Here is a 15,496-nt window from a genome sequence, read left to right as displayed (position 1 = left end):
GATCGGAGTCACGGTAGCGCGACCGGCTGACGGCCGTGCCCGGTACGGCGTGCCCCGGCCGCCGGTCTCCCCGGGGCTCGCTCGATGAGGGGCGAGGCCCGAGGCTGCGGCGTTCTCCGGACGGGCACCCCGTGACGGTACGGCCACGGGGCGGTGTGCTCAGTCGGCGTGCCCCGGGGCGGCGGCGGAACGCTCGCCCGCCCGCTCCCCCGCGTCGCCCACCTGCCCCCCACACGCCAACCGCCCCATGAGGGCCGTCGTGTCCGCGTCCGTCCGGGCCAGGTGCAGGGTGAGCAGGGCCTCGGTCAGGGCCTCGACCGACTGCTCGTCGAGCGGGGCGAGGAAGTCGCGTTCGACGCGTTCGCGGACCTGCTCGGCCGCCTCAAGGGACTTCTGCCCGGCCCGGGTGAGGGTGACGACGTTGCGGCGGCGGTCCTGGTCGCTGCGGCGGCGCTCGACGTAGCCCTTGCCCTCCAGGGCGTCGATGATGCCGACCATCGTCGTGCGGTCGATACCGAGGAGCGCGGCGATCTCCAGCTGGGACGGCTGTTCCCGGGCGGCGGCGATCACTCCCATGACACCCAGCTCCCGCGGGATGAGGCGGAAGGGGGCGAGTGCCTGGCCCAGCTCGGTCGCGAGGGTGGCGTAGGCGTGCTTCAGCAGATATCCGAGCGGCCGGGCCGGGACATCAGGGGGAGGCACGTCGTTCATGCGGGCAGTGTACAGTGGACTGACCATCAGGATCACTGACGATCTTTCAAGGTGACGATGGCGTGGGGGCGTGCAGCCCCGCGGGGGCGTGGAACAGCTCCCCGGGGCGGGGGAAACGGGGCCGGAGGACCGGACCTTCTACGGGTACCGGCGTTCGCGCAGCGCCGCGACGGACGCGGTGCCCGGCACGGCGAGTGCGGCGACCGCGCCGCCGTGCCCTGCCCGGTCACCGGCCTCCACACGACCGCACACCACCACACGCCTGACCAAAGCCAAGGAAGCGACGCCCACGCAATGAGCGACTCCCCTCCGACCGACCTGATACGGACGGCTCCGGCCGCCACCGAGCACACCCCCGCAGACGCCCCGGACCCCCGCCGCTGGTGGGGCCTGGTCATCATCGCCCTGGCCCAGTTGATGGTGGTCCTCGACGCGACCATCGTGAACATCGCGCTGCCGTCCGCGCAGAAGGCCCTCGGCATGTCCGACGGCAACCGGCAGTGGGTCATCACCGCCTACACCCTCGCCTTCGGCGGCCTGCTCCTGCTCGGCGGACGCATCGCCGACCTGGTCGGCCGCAAGCGCACCTTCATCATCGGCCTGGTCGGCTTCGCCGTCGCCTCCGCGATCGGCGGCGCGGCCCAGAGCCCCGGCATGCTCTTCGGCGCCCGCGCCCTCCAGGGCGTCTTCGGCGCCGTACTCGCGCCCTCCGCGCTCTCCCTGATGACGACGACGTTCACCGACCCCAGGGAGCGCGGGAAGGCGTTCGGCATCTACGGCGCCATCGCCGGTGCGGGCGCCGCGATCGGCCTGCTGCTGGGCGGCATCCTCACCTCGTACGCGAACTGGCGCTGGTGCCTGTACGTGAACATCCCGATCGCCGCCGTCGCGGTGATCGGCGCCGTCATCCTGCTGCACGACCGCCCGGGCCACAGCGGGTCCAAGCTGGACATCCCCGGCGTGATCCTCGGCTGCGGCGGCCTGGTCGCCGTCGTCTACGGCTTCTCCGAGGCCGAGCCGCGCGGCTGGGGCGACAGCCTGGTGGTGAGCCTGCTGGTCGGCGGCGTGCTGCTGCTGGTGGCGTTCGTCCTCTGGCAGATGAAGGCCAAGCACCCGCTGCTGCCGCTGCGCATCGTCGCCGACCGCAACCGCGCGGGCAGCTTCCTGACCATGGGCCTCGCCACCATCGGCATGTTCGGCCTGTTCCTGTTCATGACCTACTACTTCCAGGGCATCCTCGGATACACCCCGGTCAGGAGCGGTCTGGCGTTCCTGCCGATGTCCGCGATGATCATCCTCGGCTCCACGCAGATCTCCGCCCGGCTGCTGCCCCGCACGCCTCCGCGCCTGCTGATGGTGCCCGGCATGCTGCTGGCCGCCTCCGGCCTGCTGGTGCTGACCCAGCTCGGCGTCGACTCCGCGTACGCCACCCACGTCCTGCCCGCCGAGCTGCTGCTCGGACTGGGCATGGGCCTGACCTTCATGCCCGTCTTCTCCACCGCGACACAGGGGGTCAGGCCGCAGGACGCCGGTGTGACGTCCGCGATGGTCAACACCTCGCAGCAGGTGGGCGGTTCGCTGGGCACGGCGCTGCTCAACACCATCGCCACCTCGGCGACCACCACGTACATCGGCAGCCACCTCACCGACCCCTCCCGCAAGGCGCAGGTGCTGCGCGAGGGCATCGTCCACGGTTACACGCAGGCCATCTGGTGGGGTGTGGCCGCGATGCTGCTCGCCGCGGTGGTCTCCGGCGTCCTGGTGGTCGCCCGCCCGGCCGGCCACGGGCGGCGCGGCGCCCCGGCGGGGGCGGCCGCGCACTGAGCCCCGGCTTACGCGCACACGCCCGCGCCCCGCTCCGGAAGGCACGTCTTCCGGAGCGGGGCGCGGGCGTACCCGGGGATGGCCCCGTGGCAGGTCGTTCAGATGACGCTCAGGGCGGCTTCCGTCAGATGACGCCCTGGGCGAGCATGGAGTCGGCAACCCGCTCGAACCCGGCGATGTTCGCGCCGGTCACGTAGTCGCCGGGGGCGCCGTAGCGCTCCGCGGTCTCGTGGCAGGTGGTGTGGATGTCGCTCATGATGCGCGCCAGTTCCTCCTCGACCCGGGCCGGCGACCACGCCGTACGGGCGTGGTTCTGCGCCATCTCCAGGGCGCTGACCGCGACCCCGCCCGCGTTGGCGGCCTTGCCGGGCCCGAAGGCGACCCCGGCGCGCTGGAGCAGGTGCACGGCCTCCGGCGTGGTCGGCATGTTGGCGCCCTCGGACACGGCCTTCACCCCGTTGCGGACGAGCGTGGCGGCGTCGTTCTCGTCCAGCTCGTTCTGGGTGGCCGACGGCAGCGCGACATCGGCCGGCACCTCCCACACCCGGCCGCCGGGCACGAACCGCGCGGAGGCCCCCCGGCGCTCGGCGTACTCGCTGATCCGCCCGCGCTCGACCTCCTTGACCTGCTTGAGCAGATCCAGGTCGATGCCCTTCTCGTCGACGATGTACCCGCTGGAGTCCGAGCAGGTCAGCGGGTTCGCTCCGAGGGCGAGCAGCTTCTCGACGGTGTAGATGGCGACGTTCCCGGAGCCGGAGACGACGGCCGCCTGCCCCTCCAGGTCCTCGCCTCGCTCGCGCAGCATGGCCTCCGCGAACAGCACGTTCCCGTACCCGGTGGCCTCGGGCCGGATCGCCGACCCGCCCCAGGTGGGGCCCTTGCCGGTGAGTACCCCGGCCTCCCACCGGTTGGTGATGCGCCGGTACTGGCCGAAGAGGTAGCCGATCTCCCGGCCGCCCACGCCGATGTCCCCGGCGGGCACGTCGGTGTGCTCACCGATGTGCCGGTACAGCTCCGTCATGAACGACTGGCAGAAGCGCATGACCTCCGCGTCGCTGCGGCCGTGCGGGTCGAAGTCGCTGCCGCCCTTGCCGCCGCCGATGCCGAGCCCGGTCAGCGCGTTCTTGAAGATCTGCTCGAAGCCGAGGAACTTGATGATGCCGAGGTTGACGGAGGGGTGGAAGCGCAGACCCCCCTTGTACGGGCCGAGCGCGCTGTTGAACTCCACCCGGAACCCGCGGTTGACGTGCACCCGCCCCTGGTCGTCCTGCCACGGCACCCGGAAGATCACCTGCCGCTCCGGCTCGCACAGCCGCTCGACCAGCCCGGGCTCGGCGTACTCCGGCCGCGACGCCAGCACCGGCGCCAGGGTGTCCAGCACCTCGTGCACGGCCTGGTGGAACTCCGGCTGGGCCGGGTTGCGCCGCTCGATCTCGTTGCGGAGGGTGTCGAGCTGGGTCTGACTGTCCGGTCGGGTCGTCACGGGTGTCCCCTTCTGGCACGGCTGTCACCGGTACGGGACCGGTGGTGAGCATCGATGAGCTTGCTGAGCGCTCGGCGCCGTTGCCGCGCGCAGGACGCTCCAGTGTTACCCCGAGGTGAATGTACTGACCAGTGATCGAACACCGGTCGTCCACTACTTGAGATACATGCTCCTGGGACGCGCGTCGCGCCCGGTACTTCCGTCCGAGCCACACACCTACGTGCCCCGCTCCCGGCAAGAGCCAGGTGCGGGGCGCGTTCCCGACGAGGTGTCAGCCTTCCGAGGCGTACGTCACGAAGTCCGCCCAAGCGCCGGGTGTGAGCGCCAGCCGAGGACCCTCGACGTGCTTGGAGTCGCGGACGTGCACGGTGCCGGGGGTGAGGGCAAGCTCGACGCAGGAGTTGCCGTCGTTACCGCTGCTGTAGCTGCTCTTGAACCACGCCAGCTCGGAGGCGTCCCCGGCAGTGGGCTTGCGGATCATGTTTCTCCCAGCAGTTGCTCGATGAAGACCAGCGACTCCCGTGGCGAGAGCGCCTGAGCCCGGATGGTGCCATACCGCAGCTCAAGGATGCGTAGGTGTTTGGGCTCCGAAGTCGGTCGGCTGTTGAACGCGCCATCGGAGCGGCCCACCGCCGAACCGTCAGTGAACTTCAGGAGTTCGATCCTCCCGTCCATGCCGGAGTGCGTCTCGCAGTCCAACGGCATCACCTGAAGCACGACGTTGTGCAGCCGCCCCACCTCCAACAGGCGTCCGAGCTGTTGGCGCCACACCATTCTGCCCCCGATCGGGCGCCGCAGGGCCGCCTCTTCCAGAACGAAACTGAGCGCAGGAGCGGGTGAGCGCTCGAAGACCGATGCGCGGGCCACGCGCGCGGCCACCATCCGCTCGACCTCGTCCGGAGAGTACGGGGGCTGCATAGCCTCGAACAAAGCCTTCGCATGGTCAGCGGTCTGCAAGAGGCCGTTGATGCCGTTGCTCTCGTAGATGGCGATCTCTACCGCCTGCGCCTCCAACTTGGCCAGCTCCCGAACCTTCTTCGGGTACCGAACCCGCTTCACGTCCTCCCACATCGCCACGATGAGTCCACCGGCGTTCAACACCTGGTCGGACATGATGAGGTAGTCCCGCCGGGGAATCCTCTTGCCGCCCTCGACCTTGTAGACCAGGTCCTCCCCGTACCCCACCGCCTTCCCGAACTCGGCGGCCCGCAGCCCCGCCGCCTCCCGCCGCAGCTTCAACTGCCGCCCCACGGTGGTGATGACGGCCACGCCCCACTCGTCGTCCGGGTCCACCTCCCACCCCGGCTCGTCCGCCTCGCCCGCCTCGGCCCTGGCCCGTACCGCCTCGCCGTCCACCGACATGCCGCACCCCTCCGTAGTCCCGCGTCGTACCGCGACGCCCTACCCGGAGCAACGACACCGACAGCCCGGACAGCACCGGACAACACGCCGACAGTCACGGTACGCGACCATTCGATCACCCCTTACGTTAAGCGGATCCGGCCACGCTGAGTGATGTGAACCAGGAAATCGCCGTACCCGAGACACCGACCCAAACGGCCGCCCAGGTCCCCGCCTTCACCGTGCTGCTGTCCTCCACCCGGCGCGGAGCCCGCCTGGCCCGGCTGCTCACGGAGGCGCAGCTACGCCGCTGGGAACTGCCCACCGACAGCGCGAGCCACATCGTGGCCGAGCTGGCGGCCAACGCCGCGACGCACGGCCGCGTCCCCGGACGTGACTTCCGGCTGACGCTCTACGTGATCGGCGGCACGCTCCGCATCGAGGTCACCGACACACGCGGTGACCACCTCCCCGCCCTGCAGCAACCTGCCGACGACGCCGAGTCGGGGCGCGGTCTGCTCCTCGTGGAGGCGCTCGCGGACCGCTGGGGCGTCGCCGAGGACCGGTTCCCGCGCAAGACCGTATGGGCCGAACTGCGCTGCTCACCGCCGGAGCCCGCACCCACGGGTTCCGGACCCGAAGGCCGTAACCACTGAAAGAAGTCCGGGGAGAAAGAACCCCACCAAGCCCCACCCCTCCCGCCCGTGGTCCGCACTCACTCGGGCGGGTGAACATCACCGGCTCAGCTGGATTTCGGGTCCCTCGACTGCCCTACTCTCAGCGCAAACAACCGCACACATGCGTCGGCCCCCGGCCGGGACTAGCGATCCCGATCGAGGGCCTGGCCACCGAGGAAGTGAGCCCTTCCCGATGGGTACCGAGAACCCTAGCGTGCCCCCGCACGCCCAGTCAGCCGTTGCCGCCAACGAACCCCCCTCCCGGGCGAATACACGCACACGCACCCGCCCCGGCAGGCACACCTACGGCGTCACGCACGACAACACACGCCACACCACCCGCTTCACGGTGATCGGCAACCACCTCGCCCAGCACCCCGAGCTGTCCCTGGTAGCCATCGCCCTGGCGGTCCACATCCAGTCGCTGCCGGCCCACGCCCCCGTGGACATCAAGACCCTCGCCGACCGCTTCCCCGAGGGCCGCACCCGCATCGCCGCCGGCCTGCGCGAACTGGAGGCCCACGGCTACCTCCGCCGCGTCCGCGAACACACCCCCACCGGCCGCATCATCACCCGCACCATCAGCTGCAACCAGCCGCACTCAGCGGCACACCGCGGCCACGCCTCCGTCCCCACCCCCGCCCCGCGCGCCGCCTCCGGCGACCTGCCGACGGCTCCCGCAGAGCCCCCGGCAGGGCACGGCGAACCCCGCGAACCCCGCAAGCAGCGGCAGCCGCTCCCATCCGTACCCCAGCCGGCGTACGCCTCCCCCGCACTCCTCCAGCAGGCCGCCGATCTCCTCGCCACGCTGCACCGCGAGGACCCCCGCCTCCTCCTCTCCGCCTGCGACACCGCCGACCTCGCCCCCGGCGTCGCCGCCTGGTTGCAGTACGAGGTGCCCCCGGCCGCCGTACGCCGTGCCCTGACCGCCGACCTGCCACCCGAAGGCGTACGCCGCCCGGCCGCCCTCCTAGCCCATCGCCTCACTGCTCAGCTTCCGCCCCCGCCCCCGGTGCGTGCCCCGGCCACCCCGCCGTCCGAGCGGCACCCACTCCGCAACTGCGACGGCTGCGACCGCGCCATCCGCACGGCGGAGCCCGAAGCCCGCTGCCGCGACTGCCGTGCGACAGCCGCCGTCCGCAGCGGCGCCGGGCCAAGTCGTTGAAACCCCCACCGCAACGGTCTTCGTGGCGGCAAGATGAGTCGCACGGCACGCCCTGACCTCCCTTGGACGCCCACCGCATCGATAGGGCGCACAGCGCGTGTTGCCTTCCTTCGCCGCTAACGGATTCCTCCCGCTGGGACGGTACTCGGTCTCCTTCGCCGAGGCAGAGTCCATGCCGGTCAGCGCGCCAGAGTTCCGTGACTCCGGCACCCGTGAGCAGCTGTGGGACGGGTTGCACGACTACTTGAACAACTTCTTCATCCTTGAGGACAGATACGCCGACGACCTCGGTGATCTCGTCCATGTCCACAGGCTGTGGCTGGGAGGGAGCTACGTCAGCGCAAAACTTGACCCACAGAACATCGACGCGACTCTGCTGATCGACACCAGAGCCGAGCACGCGGTACGCGGCAAGCCCGGCTCCAAGTGGCTCACCACCGCTTTCAAGAGCAGGGACAGCGTGAAGGAAAGATACGGCGTCTCACCGCTGAGGGTCGGCTACCGCCCTGTCATCGACGTCTTCCGACCTGACCGCATGACCCCCGAGGAACGGACATACTTTACGGAACGGGGCGTGTGGGACGACTGGTGGCAGCGCTGTCGGTTGCCTGGGCACGCTGACCGTTCCCCGTCGGAAGAGAGCGCCGTCCCCGCGCGTGGATACCTGGAGGTGCGACTGTGACCAGCGGCGACAGCTGGCGTGAGCGCAGGCGTGCGCTTCTGGGAGACGACCCCGCGGCCGCAGAGCACGCGGAACGCCTGCTGGAGGCAATGGGCACCGAGGTACGCGACGACGACGCGATCGAGGCCGATCACCGAGCGAGCCGCCTCGCTGTGGCACGTGAATACGAGCCGAACGCCCGCCTCGACGAAGAACTCCGGCTTCGGCTCACCGGCCCGGACACCGAGGGCGGCGCACTGCGCTTCCAGTGGGGCGACGCCCTTCTCGACCCCGTGGAGAAGGCCGTCTCCGTGGCAGCGGGAACTCCCATTCAGTTGGAACTGACGGGCGTCTCAGCGGGCAGCACCGTGATTCACGCCCGCCCCGTCACTGTGTCCGGTTCGCTGGACCAGGCGACCCTGGACACCCCCGCTACCTCCGCGACGAGCATCGGCATGCACGCCTTCACCAAGCTCCTGGACGCGTTGGAAGGCGAACAGGACGTCCGTGAATGGGTGCGACTCTTCGATGCCGTGGACGCGGTCGCGCGGGCGCTGGACAAGTACGGGCTTGATCTAGGAGTGGCCTGGTACGACGCTGCCGGCGGCATGCGCAGCGCCCGGCTGACCGAACGCGGTCGCCACTACGTCGCACGCCTTCGCGACACCAGGCCCCGCGACCAGGAGATCACCATCTCCGGACGCATCACGGAACTGCGCGAGAGTGGATGGGTGAAGGTCAAGACAGGCACAGCGAAGAACGCGCCTGCCTACGACGTCCACTTCGAAACACCCGAGGAGTTGCTCCGTATGCGCCCCGGGCTGGGGGACAACGTCCATTTCCGGGTCCGGTTCCGTCAGCGCTTGGATTCCGTCGGTATCGCGCGGACAACCGAGTACACCTACCTGGGACCGGCCGCGGAACAAGCGTTGCTTCCGTTGGATCCCTGAACACCGGCTGTCCGTGACCCACGCGGATTCCGACCCGGTCGCGGGCCCGTTGGCTCCCTTCGATGCTGGCCGCGACAGCCAGCATGCAGATGAACTGCTCGCCGAAGTTGTGCGGTCACGGGCGCCGACCGTATCGCGCCCTTCCTGCCACGCCGCAGTGTGAGCCCGCCGACGGGACCGGGAAGCGCGGCGCGCGCTCGCGTTGACGTGCCGCTTCCACCCCGAGTCCGCCGTGCGCCATGGAACCGGCAGGCAGTGTCGGCACCGCGGCCAGGCCCCCTCCACCGACGGCCTGCGGCGGGCGTACACAGACATGACACACCCTCCCACGCGGGCCGCCGCAGCGCCTCGCCCATGTGCGCCGCCGGTGCTTCCAGTGGTCCGGACCAACCCCTTGCCCCTCCGCCGCCCGCGCAGCAAGCTCCCCCCATGGAGCTGGAGTTGCGGCATCTCAAGACGGTCCGGGCGATAGCCGAAGCGGGAAGTCTCACCAGGGCGGCAACGGTCCTGGGGCTCGCTCAGCCCGCGCTGAGCGCCCAGCTCAGGCGCATCGAACGGGCCTTGGGCGGGGAGCTGTTCGAACGCGGGCGGCACGGCGTACGGGCCACCGCACTGGGCGAGCTGGTGCTGGAGCGCGCACGGATCGTGCTGCCCGCCGTGACCGAACTCCAGCAGGAGGCCGTCCGCTTCGCCCGTGCCCAAAGCGGCCGGGAGGCCGAGCGGCTGCGGCTGGGCGGCACCCACGGACCGTTGCTGGGCGCTCTGGTGGACCTGCTGGCCGCGACCGTGCCCGACGTCCACGTGTCGACGCAGGCCTCCTGGTCGGAGCGCGAACTCGCCACCCTGCTCGCCGACGGCCGCCTCGACTACGCCGTCACCGGCGCCTGCGGCACCGCCGCGCCACCCGGCACCGAACACCTGACGTGGGAGGAGTTCGCCGTCGACCCGGTCTTCGTCATGCTCGCCGACGACCACCCGCTCGCCCGGACCATGGAGGTCGAACTGGCCAAACTGGCGGACGAGGAGTGGGCCTGCGTGCCGGGCGACGGGTGTTTCGCCGACTGTTTCACGGCGGCCTGCGCCCGCGCGGGGTTCGCACCCGGGCGGATGTACGAGACGGACATCGCCTCCTGTGTGCACCTGGTCCAGGTGGGCCGGGCGGTGGGCCTGTGCCGGGCCACCTTCCCGACCACCCCCGGCATCACCACCCGGCCGCTGGCCGGCACTCCGCTGTCGTGGCGGCACCTGCTGGGCTGGCACCCGGCGACCCAGCGCGCCGACACCGCGGGCACCGTCCTGGCCCAGGCCCGCCGCGCGCACGCGGCCGTGGCCGCCCGCAGCGACAGCTACGCCGACTGGCTCGCCGGCGGCGGCAGACCGAGCGGAACGCCGGCGTGACCGCGGCACGCCGTACGCACGGGGCCACACAAGCACCGAGAAGGGCGCCCGTGCTCGGACGGCCCCGTTCCATAACACCGGGCAAGGGGGTCAACCGACGTCTTACGCCGTCCGGTCGACCCTCCCTACGGTTTCGGCACCCCCCACCGAGACCGAGGAGATCCCCCATGCTCCACAGACAGACGAGAGCCGCCTGCGCGGCGGTGGTGGCCACGGGCGCGCTGGTCCTGACCGGGCTCAGCGGACAGGCCGGCGCCGAGGCGGCCGCCCCCACCGCGCAGGCGAGGGCCTCGGCGCCGTCGGCCGCGCGGACCCTGCACACCGCCGACGCCTCCGCCGCCGTCCTGCACGCCATGCAGCGCGACCTGGGCATCGACCGGCAGCAGGCGGAGCACCGGCTGGCGAACGAGGCCGAGGCCGGTGCCACCGCGGGCCGGCTGCGGGTCTCGCTCGGCGCGGACTTCGCGGGCGCGTGGGTGCACGGCGCGGACTCCGCCAGGCTGAGCGTGGCCACGACCGACGCCGCCGACACCGCGGCGATCAGGGCGCGGGGCGCCGAAGCCGTCGTCGTACGCCACTCCCTCGCCGCGCTGGAGTCGGCCAAGGCCCGCCTGGACCGTGCCGCCACGCACCGGGACACCACCGACACACCCGTGTGGTACGTCGACGTACGCACGAACACGGTGGTCGTCCAGGCCTTACGGCCCGACGCGGCGCGCGAGCTGCTGTCGGCCGCCGGCGTGGACCGGTCGCTCGCCAAGGTGGTGAAGTCCGCCGAACGGCCCCGTCCGCTGTACGACCTGCGGGGCGGTGACGCGTACTACATCAACGGCAACACCCGGTGTTCGATCGGTTTCCCGGTCACCCGCGGCACCCAGCAGGGCTTCGCCTCGGCCGGCCACTGCGGACAGGCCGGCTCCACCACCACCGGCGCCAACCAGGTCGCGCAGGGCACGTTCCAGGCCTCGATCTTCCCTGGCAACGACATGTCGTGGGTGGCCACCGACTCCAGTTGGACCGCGACCCCCTACGTCAACCAGAACGGCCAGAACCTCCAGGTCACCGGCTCCACCGTGGCGACGGTCGGCTCCTCGGTGTGCCGCTCGGGCTCGACGACCGGGTGGCACTGCGGCACCGTCCAGCAGCTGAACACGAGCGTGACGTACCAGGAGGGCACCGTCTCCGGTGTCACCCGCACGTCGGTGTGCGCCGAACCGGGTGACTCCGGCGGCTCCTTCATCTCCGGCAGCCAGGCGCAGGGGGTCACCTCGGGTGGTTCGGGCGACTGCACGAGTGGCGGGACGACCTACTTCCAGCCGATCAACCCGATCCTGGCGAACTACGGCCTCACCCTGAAGACCACCGGCGACGACCCGGGCCCCGGCCCCGGCAACCCGGGCGGCACGTGGGCGGCCGGCACCGTCTACCAGCCCGGCGACACGGTCACCTACGGCGGCACCACCTACCGCTGCCTCCAGGGCCACCAGGCCCAGCCCGGCTGGGAGCCCCCGAACGTCCCGGCCCTCTGGGCACAGGCCTGAGCCCGACCCCGGCTCCCCTGCCCCACTGACAACCACGGCCACTGTCCGCCCGGGGGGGGGCGGAAGCGGGCCCGAGGCACCCACCCAGGGCGCCCCGGGCCCGCTTGCGTGGGCGCGGCACGGGCGCGGGACCGTAACCGCGCGCCGCCCCGGACAAGCAACCCCGGACAAGCAGAAGGGCCCGTACGACCGAAGTCGTACGGGCCCTTCTGGTAGCTCAGCTCACGTCAGTGCGCTGGTGCCACGGACCTGGGTCACTTGTTGATCTTGGTGACCTGGCCGGCGCCCACGGTGCGGCCACCCTCGCGGATGGCGAACTTCAGGCCCTCTTCCATGGCGACGGGCTGGATGAGCTCCACCGTCATCTCGGTGTTGTCACCCGGCATGACCATCTCGGTGCCCTCGGGGAGGGTCACCACGCCGGTCACGTCCGTCGTACGGAAGTAGAACTGCGGGCGGTAGTTGTTGAAGAACGGCGTGTGGCGGCCGCCCTCGTCCTTGGACAGGATGTACGCCTGCGCCTCGAACTCGGTGTGCGGGGTGACCGAACCCGGCTTGATGATGACCTGGCCGCGCTCGACGTCCTCGCGCTTGATGCCACGGAGGAGCAGACCGACGTTCTCACCGGCCTGGCCCTCGTCGAGCAGCTTGCGGAACATCTCGATGCCGGTGACCGTGGTGGTGGTCTTCTCGGTCTTGATGCCGATGATGTCGACGGTCTCGTTGACCTTCAGGACACCACGCTCGATACGGCCGGTGACGACCGTACCGCGACCGGTGATCGTGAAGACGTCCTCGATCGGCATGAGGAACGGCTTGTCGACGTCGCGCTCCGGCTCCGGGATCGCGCTGTCGACGGCGGCCATGAGCTCCAGGACCGACTCGCCCCACTTGGCGTCGCCCTCGAGCGCCTTGAGCGCCGAGACCTTGACGACCGGAACCTCGTCGCCCGGGAACTCGTACTCGGAGAGGAGCTCACGCACCTCGAGCTCGACGAGCTCCAGGATCTCCTCGTCGTCCACCATGTCGGCCTTGTTCAGGGCGACGACGATGTACGGAACGCCGACCTGGCGGGCCAGGAGCACGTGCTCCTTGGTCTGCGGCATCGGGCCGTCGGTGGCGGCGACCACGAGGATCGCGCCGTCCATCTGCGCGGCACCGGTGATCATGTTCTTGATGTAGTCCGCGTGACCCGGGCAGTCGACGTGGGCGTAGTGACGCGCCTCCGTCTGGTACTCGACGTGCGCGATGGAGATGGTGATACCGCGCTGACGCTCCTCAGGAGCCTTGTCGATCTGGTCGAAGGCCGAGGCCTCGTTCAGGTCCGGGTACTTGTCGTGCAGCACCTTGGTAATGGCGGCCGTGAGGGTCGTCTTACCGTGGTCGATGTGACCGATGGTGCCGATGTTGACGTGCGGCTTAGTCCGCTCGAACTTCGCCTTCGCCACTGGGTTCCTCCTGTGGAGTGGTTCTGTACGCCTTACTTCATCGGCGCCAGGTGATCTTTGCTGGATGGCCCGGATCCCGGGGGCACTCCTCCCGCTTCGCTGCGGAAGAGGCGGAATGCCCCACGAGGCTCCGGAGTCAAGCCTACGGGCTGGAACTCTGGAGAGTTACTCGCCCTTGGCCTTCGCGATGATCTCCTCGGCGACGTTCCGGGGAACCTCGGCGTAGGAGTCGAACTGCATCGAGTAGCTCGCGCGACCCGACGTCTTGCTGCGGAGGTCTCCGACGTAGCCGAACATCTCCGAGAGGGGCACGAGGCCCTTCACGACACGGGCACCCGCCCGCTCCTCCATGGCCTGGATCTGGCCACGGCGGGAGTTGATGTCGCCGATGACCTCACCCATGTAGTCCTCGGGCGTGGTGACCTCGACGGCCATCATCGGCTCGAGCAGCACGGGGCTGGCCTTGCGCGCGGCCTCCTTGAAGGCCTGCGAACCGGCGATCTTGAACGCCAGCTCGGAGGAGTCGACCTCGTGGTAGCCACCGTCGATGAGGATGACGCGCACGCCCGTCATCTCGTAGCCCGCGAGGATGCCGAACTGCATGGCCTCCTGCGCACCGGCGTCGACCGAGGGGATGTACTCCTTCGGGATGCGGCCACCGGTGACCTTGTTGACGAACTCGTACGAGGTGTCGCCGCCCTCGATGGGCTCGATCGCGATCTGCACCTTGGCGAACTGACCGGTGCCACCGGTCTGCTTCTTGTGGGTGTAGTCCACGCGCTCGACGGCCTTGCGGATCGTCTCACGGTACGCGACCTGCGGCTTGCCGACGTTGGCCTCGACCTTGAACTCGCGCTTCATGCGGTCGACGAGGACCTCGAGGTGAAGCTCGCCCATACCGCCGATGACGGTCTGGCCGGTCTCCTCGTTGGTGTGCACCTGGAAGGAGGGGTCCTCCTCCGCGAGACGCTGGATGGCGACACCCAGCTTCTCCTGGTCACCCTTGGACTTGGGCTCGATCGCGACCTCGATGACCGGCGCCGGGAAGTCCATGGACTCCAGGATGACCGGGTTCTTCTCGTCCGCGAGCGTCTCACCGGTGGTGGTCTGCTTCAGGCCCATGACGGCGACGATGTCGCCGGCGCCCACCGCGTCGATCTCCTCACGCTTGTTGGCGTGCATGCGGTAGATCTTGCCGATGCGCTCCTTGCGGCCCTTGACGGAGTTCAGCACGGCGGTGCCGGACTCCAGACGGCCGGAGTACACGCGGACGAAGGTGAGCTTGCCGAGGTGCGGGTCGCTCATGATCTTGAACGCGAGGGCGGCCAGCGGCTCGTCCTCCGACGGCTTGCGCTTGACGACGACCTCGGGGTCCTTGACGTCGTGGCCCTCGATGGCCTCGACGTCGAGCGGGGTCGGCAGGTAGCGCACGACCGCGTCGAGCAGGGGCTGGACGCCCTTGTTCTTGAACGCGGTGCCGCAGAAGACCGGGGTGACCGTGGTCTCGCTGGACTTGCCGGACGCGATGGTGATGCGACGGATCGCGGCGTACAGCTGCTCCTCGGTGGGCTCCTGGCCCTCCAGGTACAGCTCCATCAGCTCTTCGTCGTTCTCGGCGACGGCCTCGACCAGCTTGCCGCGCCACTCGGCGGCGGCCTCGGTGTGCGTGTCCGGGATGTCGACGACGTCGTACATCTCGCCCTTGGCCGCCTCGGCGGACCACACGAGCGCCTTCATGCGGACCAGGTCCACAACGCCCTTGAAGTCGGCCTCGGCACCGATCGGCAGCTGCATGACCAGCGGCTGCGCACCCAGGCGGTCGCTGATCATGTCGACGCAGCGGTGGAACTCGGCACCGGTGCGGTCCAGCTTGTTCACGAAGCAGATGCGCGGCACGCCGTAACGGTCGGCCTGACGCCACACCGTCTCGGACTGCGGCTCGACACCGGCGACACCGTCGAACACCGTCACGGCACCGTCGAGCACACGCAGGGAGCGCTCCACCTCGACGGTGAAGTCGACGTGCCCCGGGGTGTCGATGATGTTGATGGTGTAGTCGTTGTCCTCGAGCGGCCAGTGACAGGTGGTCGCAGCAGACGTGATCGTGATGCCACGCTCCTGCTCCTGCTCCATCCAGTCCATGGTGGCAGCGCCGTCGTGGACCTCACCGATCTTGTACGAAACGCCGGTGTAGAACAGGATCCGCTCGGTGGTGGTCGTCTTGCCCGCGTCGATGTGGGCCATGATCCCGATGTTGCGGACCTTGGCCAGGTCAAGTGAAGTGGTAGCCATAAGGC

13 protein-coding genes are annotated in these 15,496 nt (G+C 70.0%); 7 read left to right on the top strand and 6 right to left on the bottom strand.

Translation table 11 applies throughout. The features are described from left to right. Window positions 1–159 precede the first annotated feature (159 nt). Window positions 160–711: a MarR family winged helix-turn-helix transcriptional regulator gene (locus AB0G56_RS22440; protein WP_360971997.1), complete on the bottom strand. Its 552-nt coding sequence runs from the start codon at window positions 709–711 to the stop codon at window positions 160–162. A 294-nt stretch (window positions 712–1,005) separates the two neighbouring features. Between AB0G56_RS22440 and AB0G56_RS22435 the strand changes: the two genes are divergently transcribed. After that, the gene (locus AB0G56_RS22435) at window positions 1,006–2,535 is read left to right on the top strand and encodes an MFS transporter (protein WP_360971995.1); all 1,530 of its coding nucleotides are present in this window, start codon (window positions 1,006–1,008) and stop codon (window positions 2,533–2,535) included. Between the two features lie 124 nt (window positions 2,536–2,659). On the opposite strand, the gene gdhA is transcribed toward AB0G56_RS22435, so the two are convergent. The 3 genes from gdhA to AB0G56_RS22420 all read right to left on the bottom strand — a co-directional run bounded on the left by gdhA (window position 2,660) and on the right by AB0G56_RS22420 (window position 5,380). Then, window positions 2,660–4,018 carry an NADP-specific glutamate dehydrogenase gene (gdhA, locus tag AB0G56_RS22430; protein ID WP_360971993.1) on the bottom strand — a complete coding sequence of 453 codons (1,359 nt, stop codon included), beginning with the start codon at window positions 4,016–4,018 and terminating at the stop codon, window positions 2,660–2,662. Between the two features lie 271 nt (window positions 4,019–4,289). After that, window positions 4,290–4,499, bottom strand: coding sequence for a DUF397 domain-containing protein (locus AB0G56_RS22425; RefSeq protein WP_360971991.1), 210 nt, complete (start codon window positions 4,497–4,499; stop codon window positions 4,290–4,292). Next, entirely contained in the window at window positions 4,496–5,380 is an 885-nt protein-coding gene (locus tag AB0G56_RS22420) for a helix-turn-helix transcriptional regulator (protein ID WP_360971989.1), read from the bottom strand. Before AB0G56_RS22420 ends, AB0G56_RS22425 begins: the two co-directional genes overlap by 4 nt. A 146-nt stretch (window positions 5,381–5,526) precedes the next feature. On the opposite strand from AB0G56_RS22420, the gene AB0G56_RS22415 reads away from it, so the two are divergent. From AB0G56_RS22415 to AB0G56_RS22390, 6 genes are all read left to right on the top strand, one after another. Then, complete coding sequence (locus tag AB0G56_RS22415; RefSeq protein WP_360972247.1) at window positions 5,527–6,015, top strand: ATP-binding protein; 489 nt, start codon at window positions 5,527–5,529, stop codon at window positions 6,013–6,015. Window positions 6,016–6,229: 214 nt separating this feature from the next. Next, complete coding sequence (locus tag AB0G56_RS22410; protein ID WP_360971987.1) at window positions 6,230–7,201, top strand: helix-turn-helix domain-containing protein; 972 nt, start codon at window positions 6,230–6,232, stop codon at window positions 7,199–7,201. Window positions 7,202–7,298: 97 nt separating this feature from the next. Beyond that, window positions 7,299–7,883, top strand: coding sequence for a hypothetical protein (locus AB0G56_RS22405; protein ID WP_360971985.1), 585 nt, complete (start codon window positions 7,299–7,301; stop codon window positions 7,881–7,883). Beyond that, the gene (locus tag AB0G56_RS22400) at window positions 7,880–8,812 is read left to right on the top strand and encodes a hypothetical protein (protein ID WP_360971983.1); all 933 of its coding nucleotides are present in this window, start codon (window positions 7,880–7,882) and stop codon (window positions 8,810–8,812) included. The genes AB0G56_RS22405 and AB0G56_RS22400 overlap by 4 nt, the downstream gene beginning before the upstream one ends. Window positions 8,813–9,241: 429 nt before the next feature. Beyond that, window positions 9,242–10,210, top strand: a complete 969-nt coding sequence (locus AB0G56_RS22395; RefSeq protein WP_360971981.1) for a LysR family transcriptional regulator — start codon at window positions 9,242–9,244, stop codon at window positions 10,208–10,210. A gap of 167 nt (window positions 10,211–10,377) precedes the next feature. Then, window positions 10,378–11,751 carry an alpha-lytic protease prodomain-containing protein gene (locus AB0G56_RS22390; RefSeq protein WP_360971979.1) on the top strand — a complete coding sequence of 458 codons (1,374 nt, stop codon included), beginning with the start codon at window positions 10,378–10,380 and terminating at the stop codon, window positions 11,749–11,751. 254 nt (window positions 11,752–12,005) lie between these two features. Here AB0G56_RS22390 and tuf read toward each other — a convergent pair whose 3' ends face one another. Next, window positions 12,006–13,199: an elongation factor Tu gene (tuf, locus tag AB0G56_RS22385; RefSeq protein WP_360971977.1), complete on the bottom strand. Its 1,194-nt coding sequence runs from the start codon at window positions 13,197–13,199 to the stop codon at window positions 12,006–12,008. A 165-nt stretch (window positions 13,200–13,364) separates the two neighbouring features. Then, complete coding sequence (gene fusA, locus AB0G56_RS22380; RefSeq protein WP_360971975.1) at window positions 13,365–15,491, bottom strand: elongation factor G; 2,127 nt, start codon at window positions 15,489–15,491, stop codon at window positions 13,365–13,367. Between the last annotated feature and the right edge of the window lie 5 nt (window positions 15,492–15,496).

The sequence above is a fragment of the Streptomyces sp. NPDC021356 genome, from assembly GCF_040641015.1.
GTDB lineage: Bacteria > Actinomycetota > Actinomycetes > Streptomycetales > Streptomycetaceae > Streptomyces.
Note: the sequence above shows the minus strand (reverse complement) of the source record. Positions and strands in the feature narration are given on the sequence as shown.

Bases quoted from the DNA above. Each gene is read 5' to 3' on its own strand.
- AB0G56_RS22440 (WP_360971997.1), bottom strand. From the start codon at position 711: ATGAACGACGTGCCTCCCCCTGATGTCCCGGCCCGGCCGCTCGGATAT.
- AB0G56_RS22435 (WP_360971995.1), top strand. From the start codon at position 1,006: ATGAGCGACTCCCCTCCGACCGACCTGATACGGACGGCTCCGGCCGCC.
- AB0G56_RS22425 (WP_360971991.1), bottom strand. From the start codon at position 4,499: ATGATCCGCAAGCCCACTGCCGGGGACGCCTCCGAGCTGGCGTGGTTC.
- AB0G56_RS22420 (WP_360971989.1), bottom strand. From the start codon at position 5,380: ATGTCGGTGGACGGCGAGGCGGTACGGGCCAGGGCCGAGGCGGGCGAG.
- AB0G56_RS22410 (WP_360971987.1), top strand. From the start codon at position 6,230: ATGGGTACCGAGAACCCTAGCGTGCCCCCGCACGCCCAGTCAGCCGTT.
- AB0G56_RS22395 (WP_360971981.1), top strand. From the start codon at position 9,242: ATGGAGCTGGAGTTGCGGCATCTCAAGACGGTCCGGGCGATAGCCGAA.
- AB0G56_RS22390 (WP_360971979.1), top strand. From the start codon at position 10,378: ATGCTCCACAGACAGACGAGAGCCGCCTGCGCGGCGGTGGTGGCCACG.
- fusA (WP_360971975.1), bottom strand. From the start codon at position 15,491: ATGGCTACCACTTCACTTGACCTGGCCAAGGTCCGCAACATCGGGATC.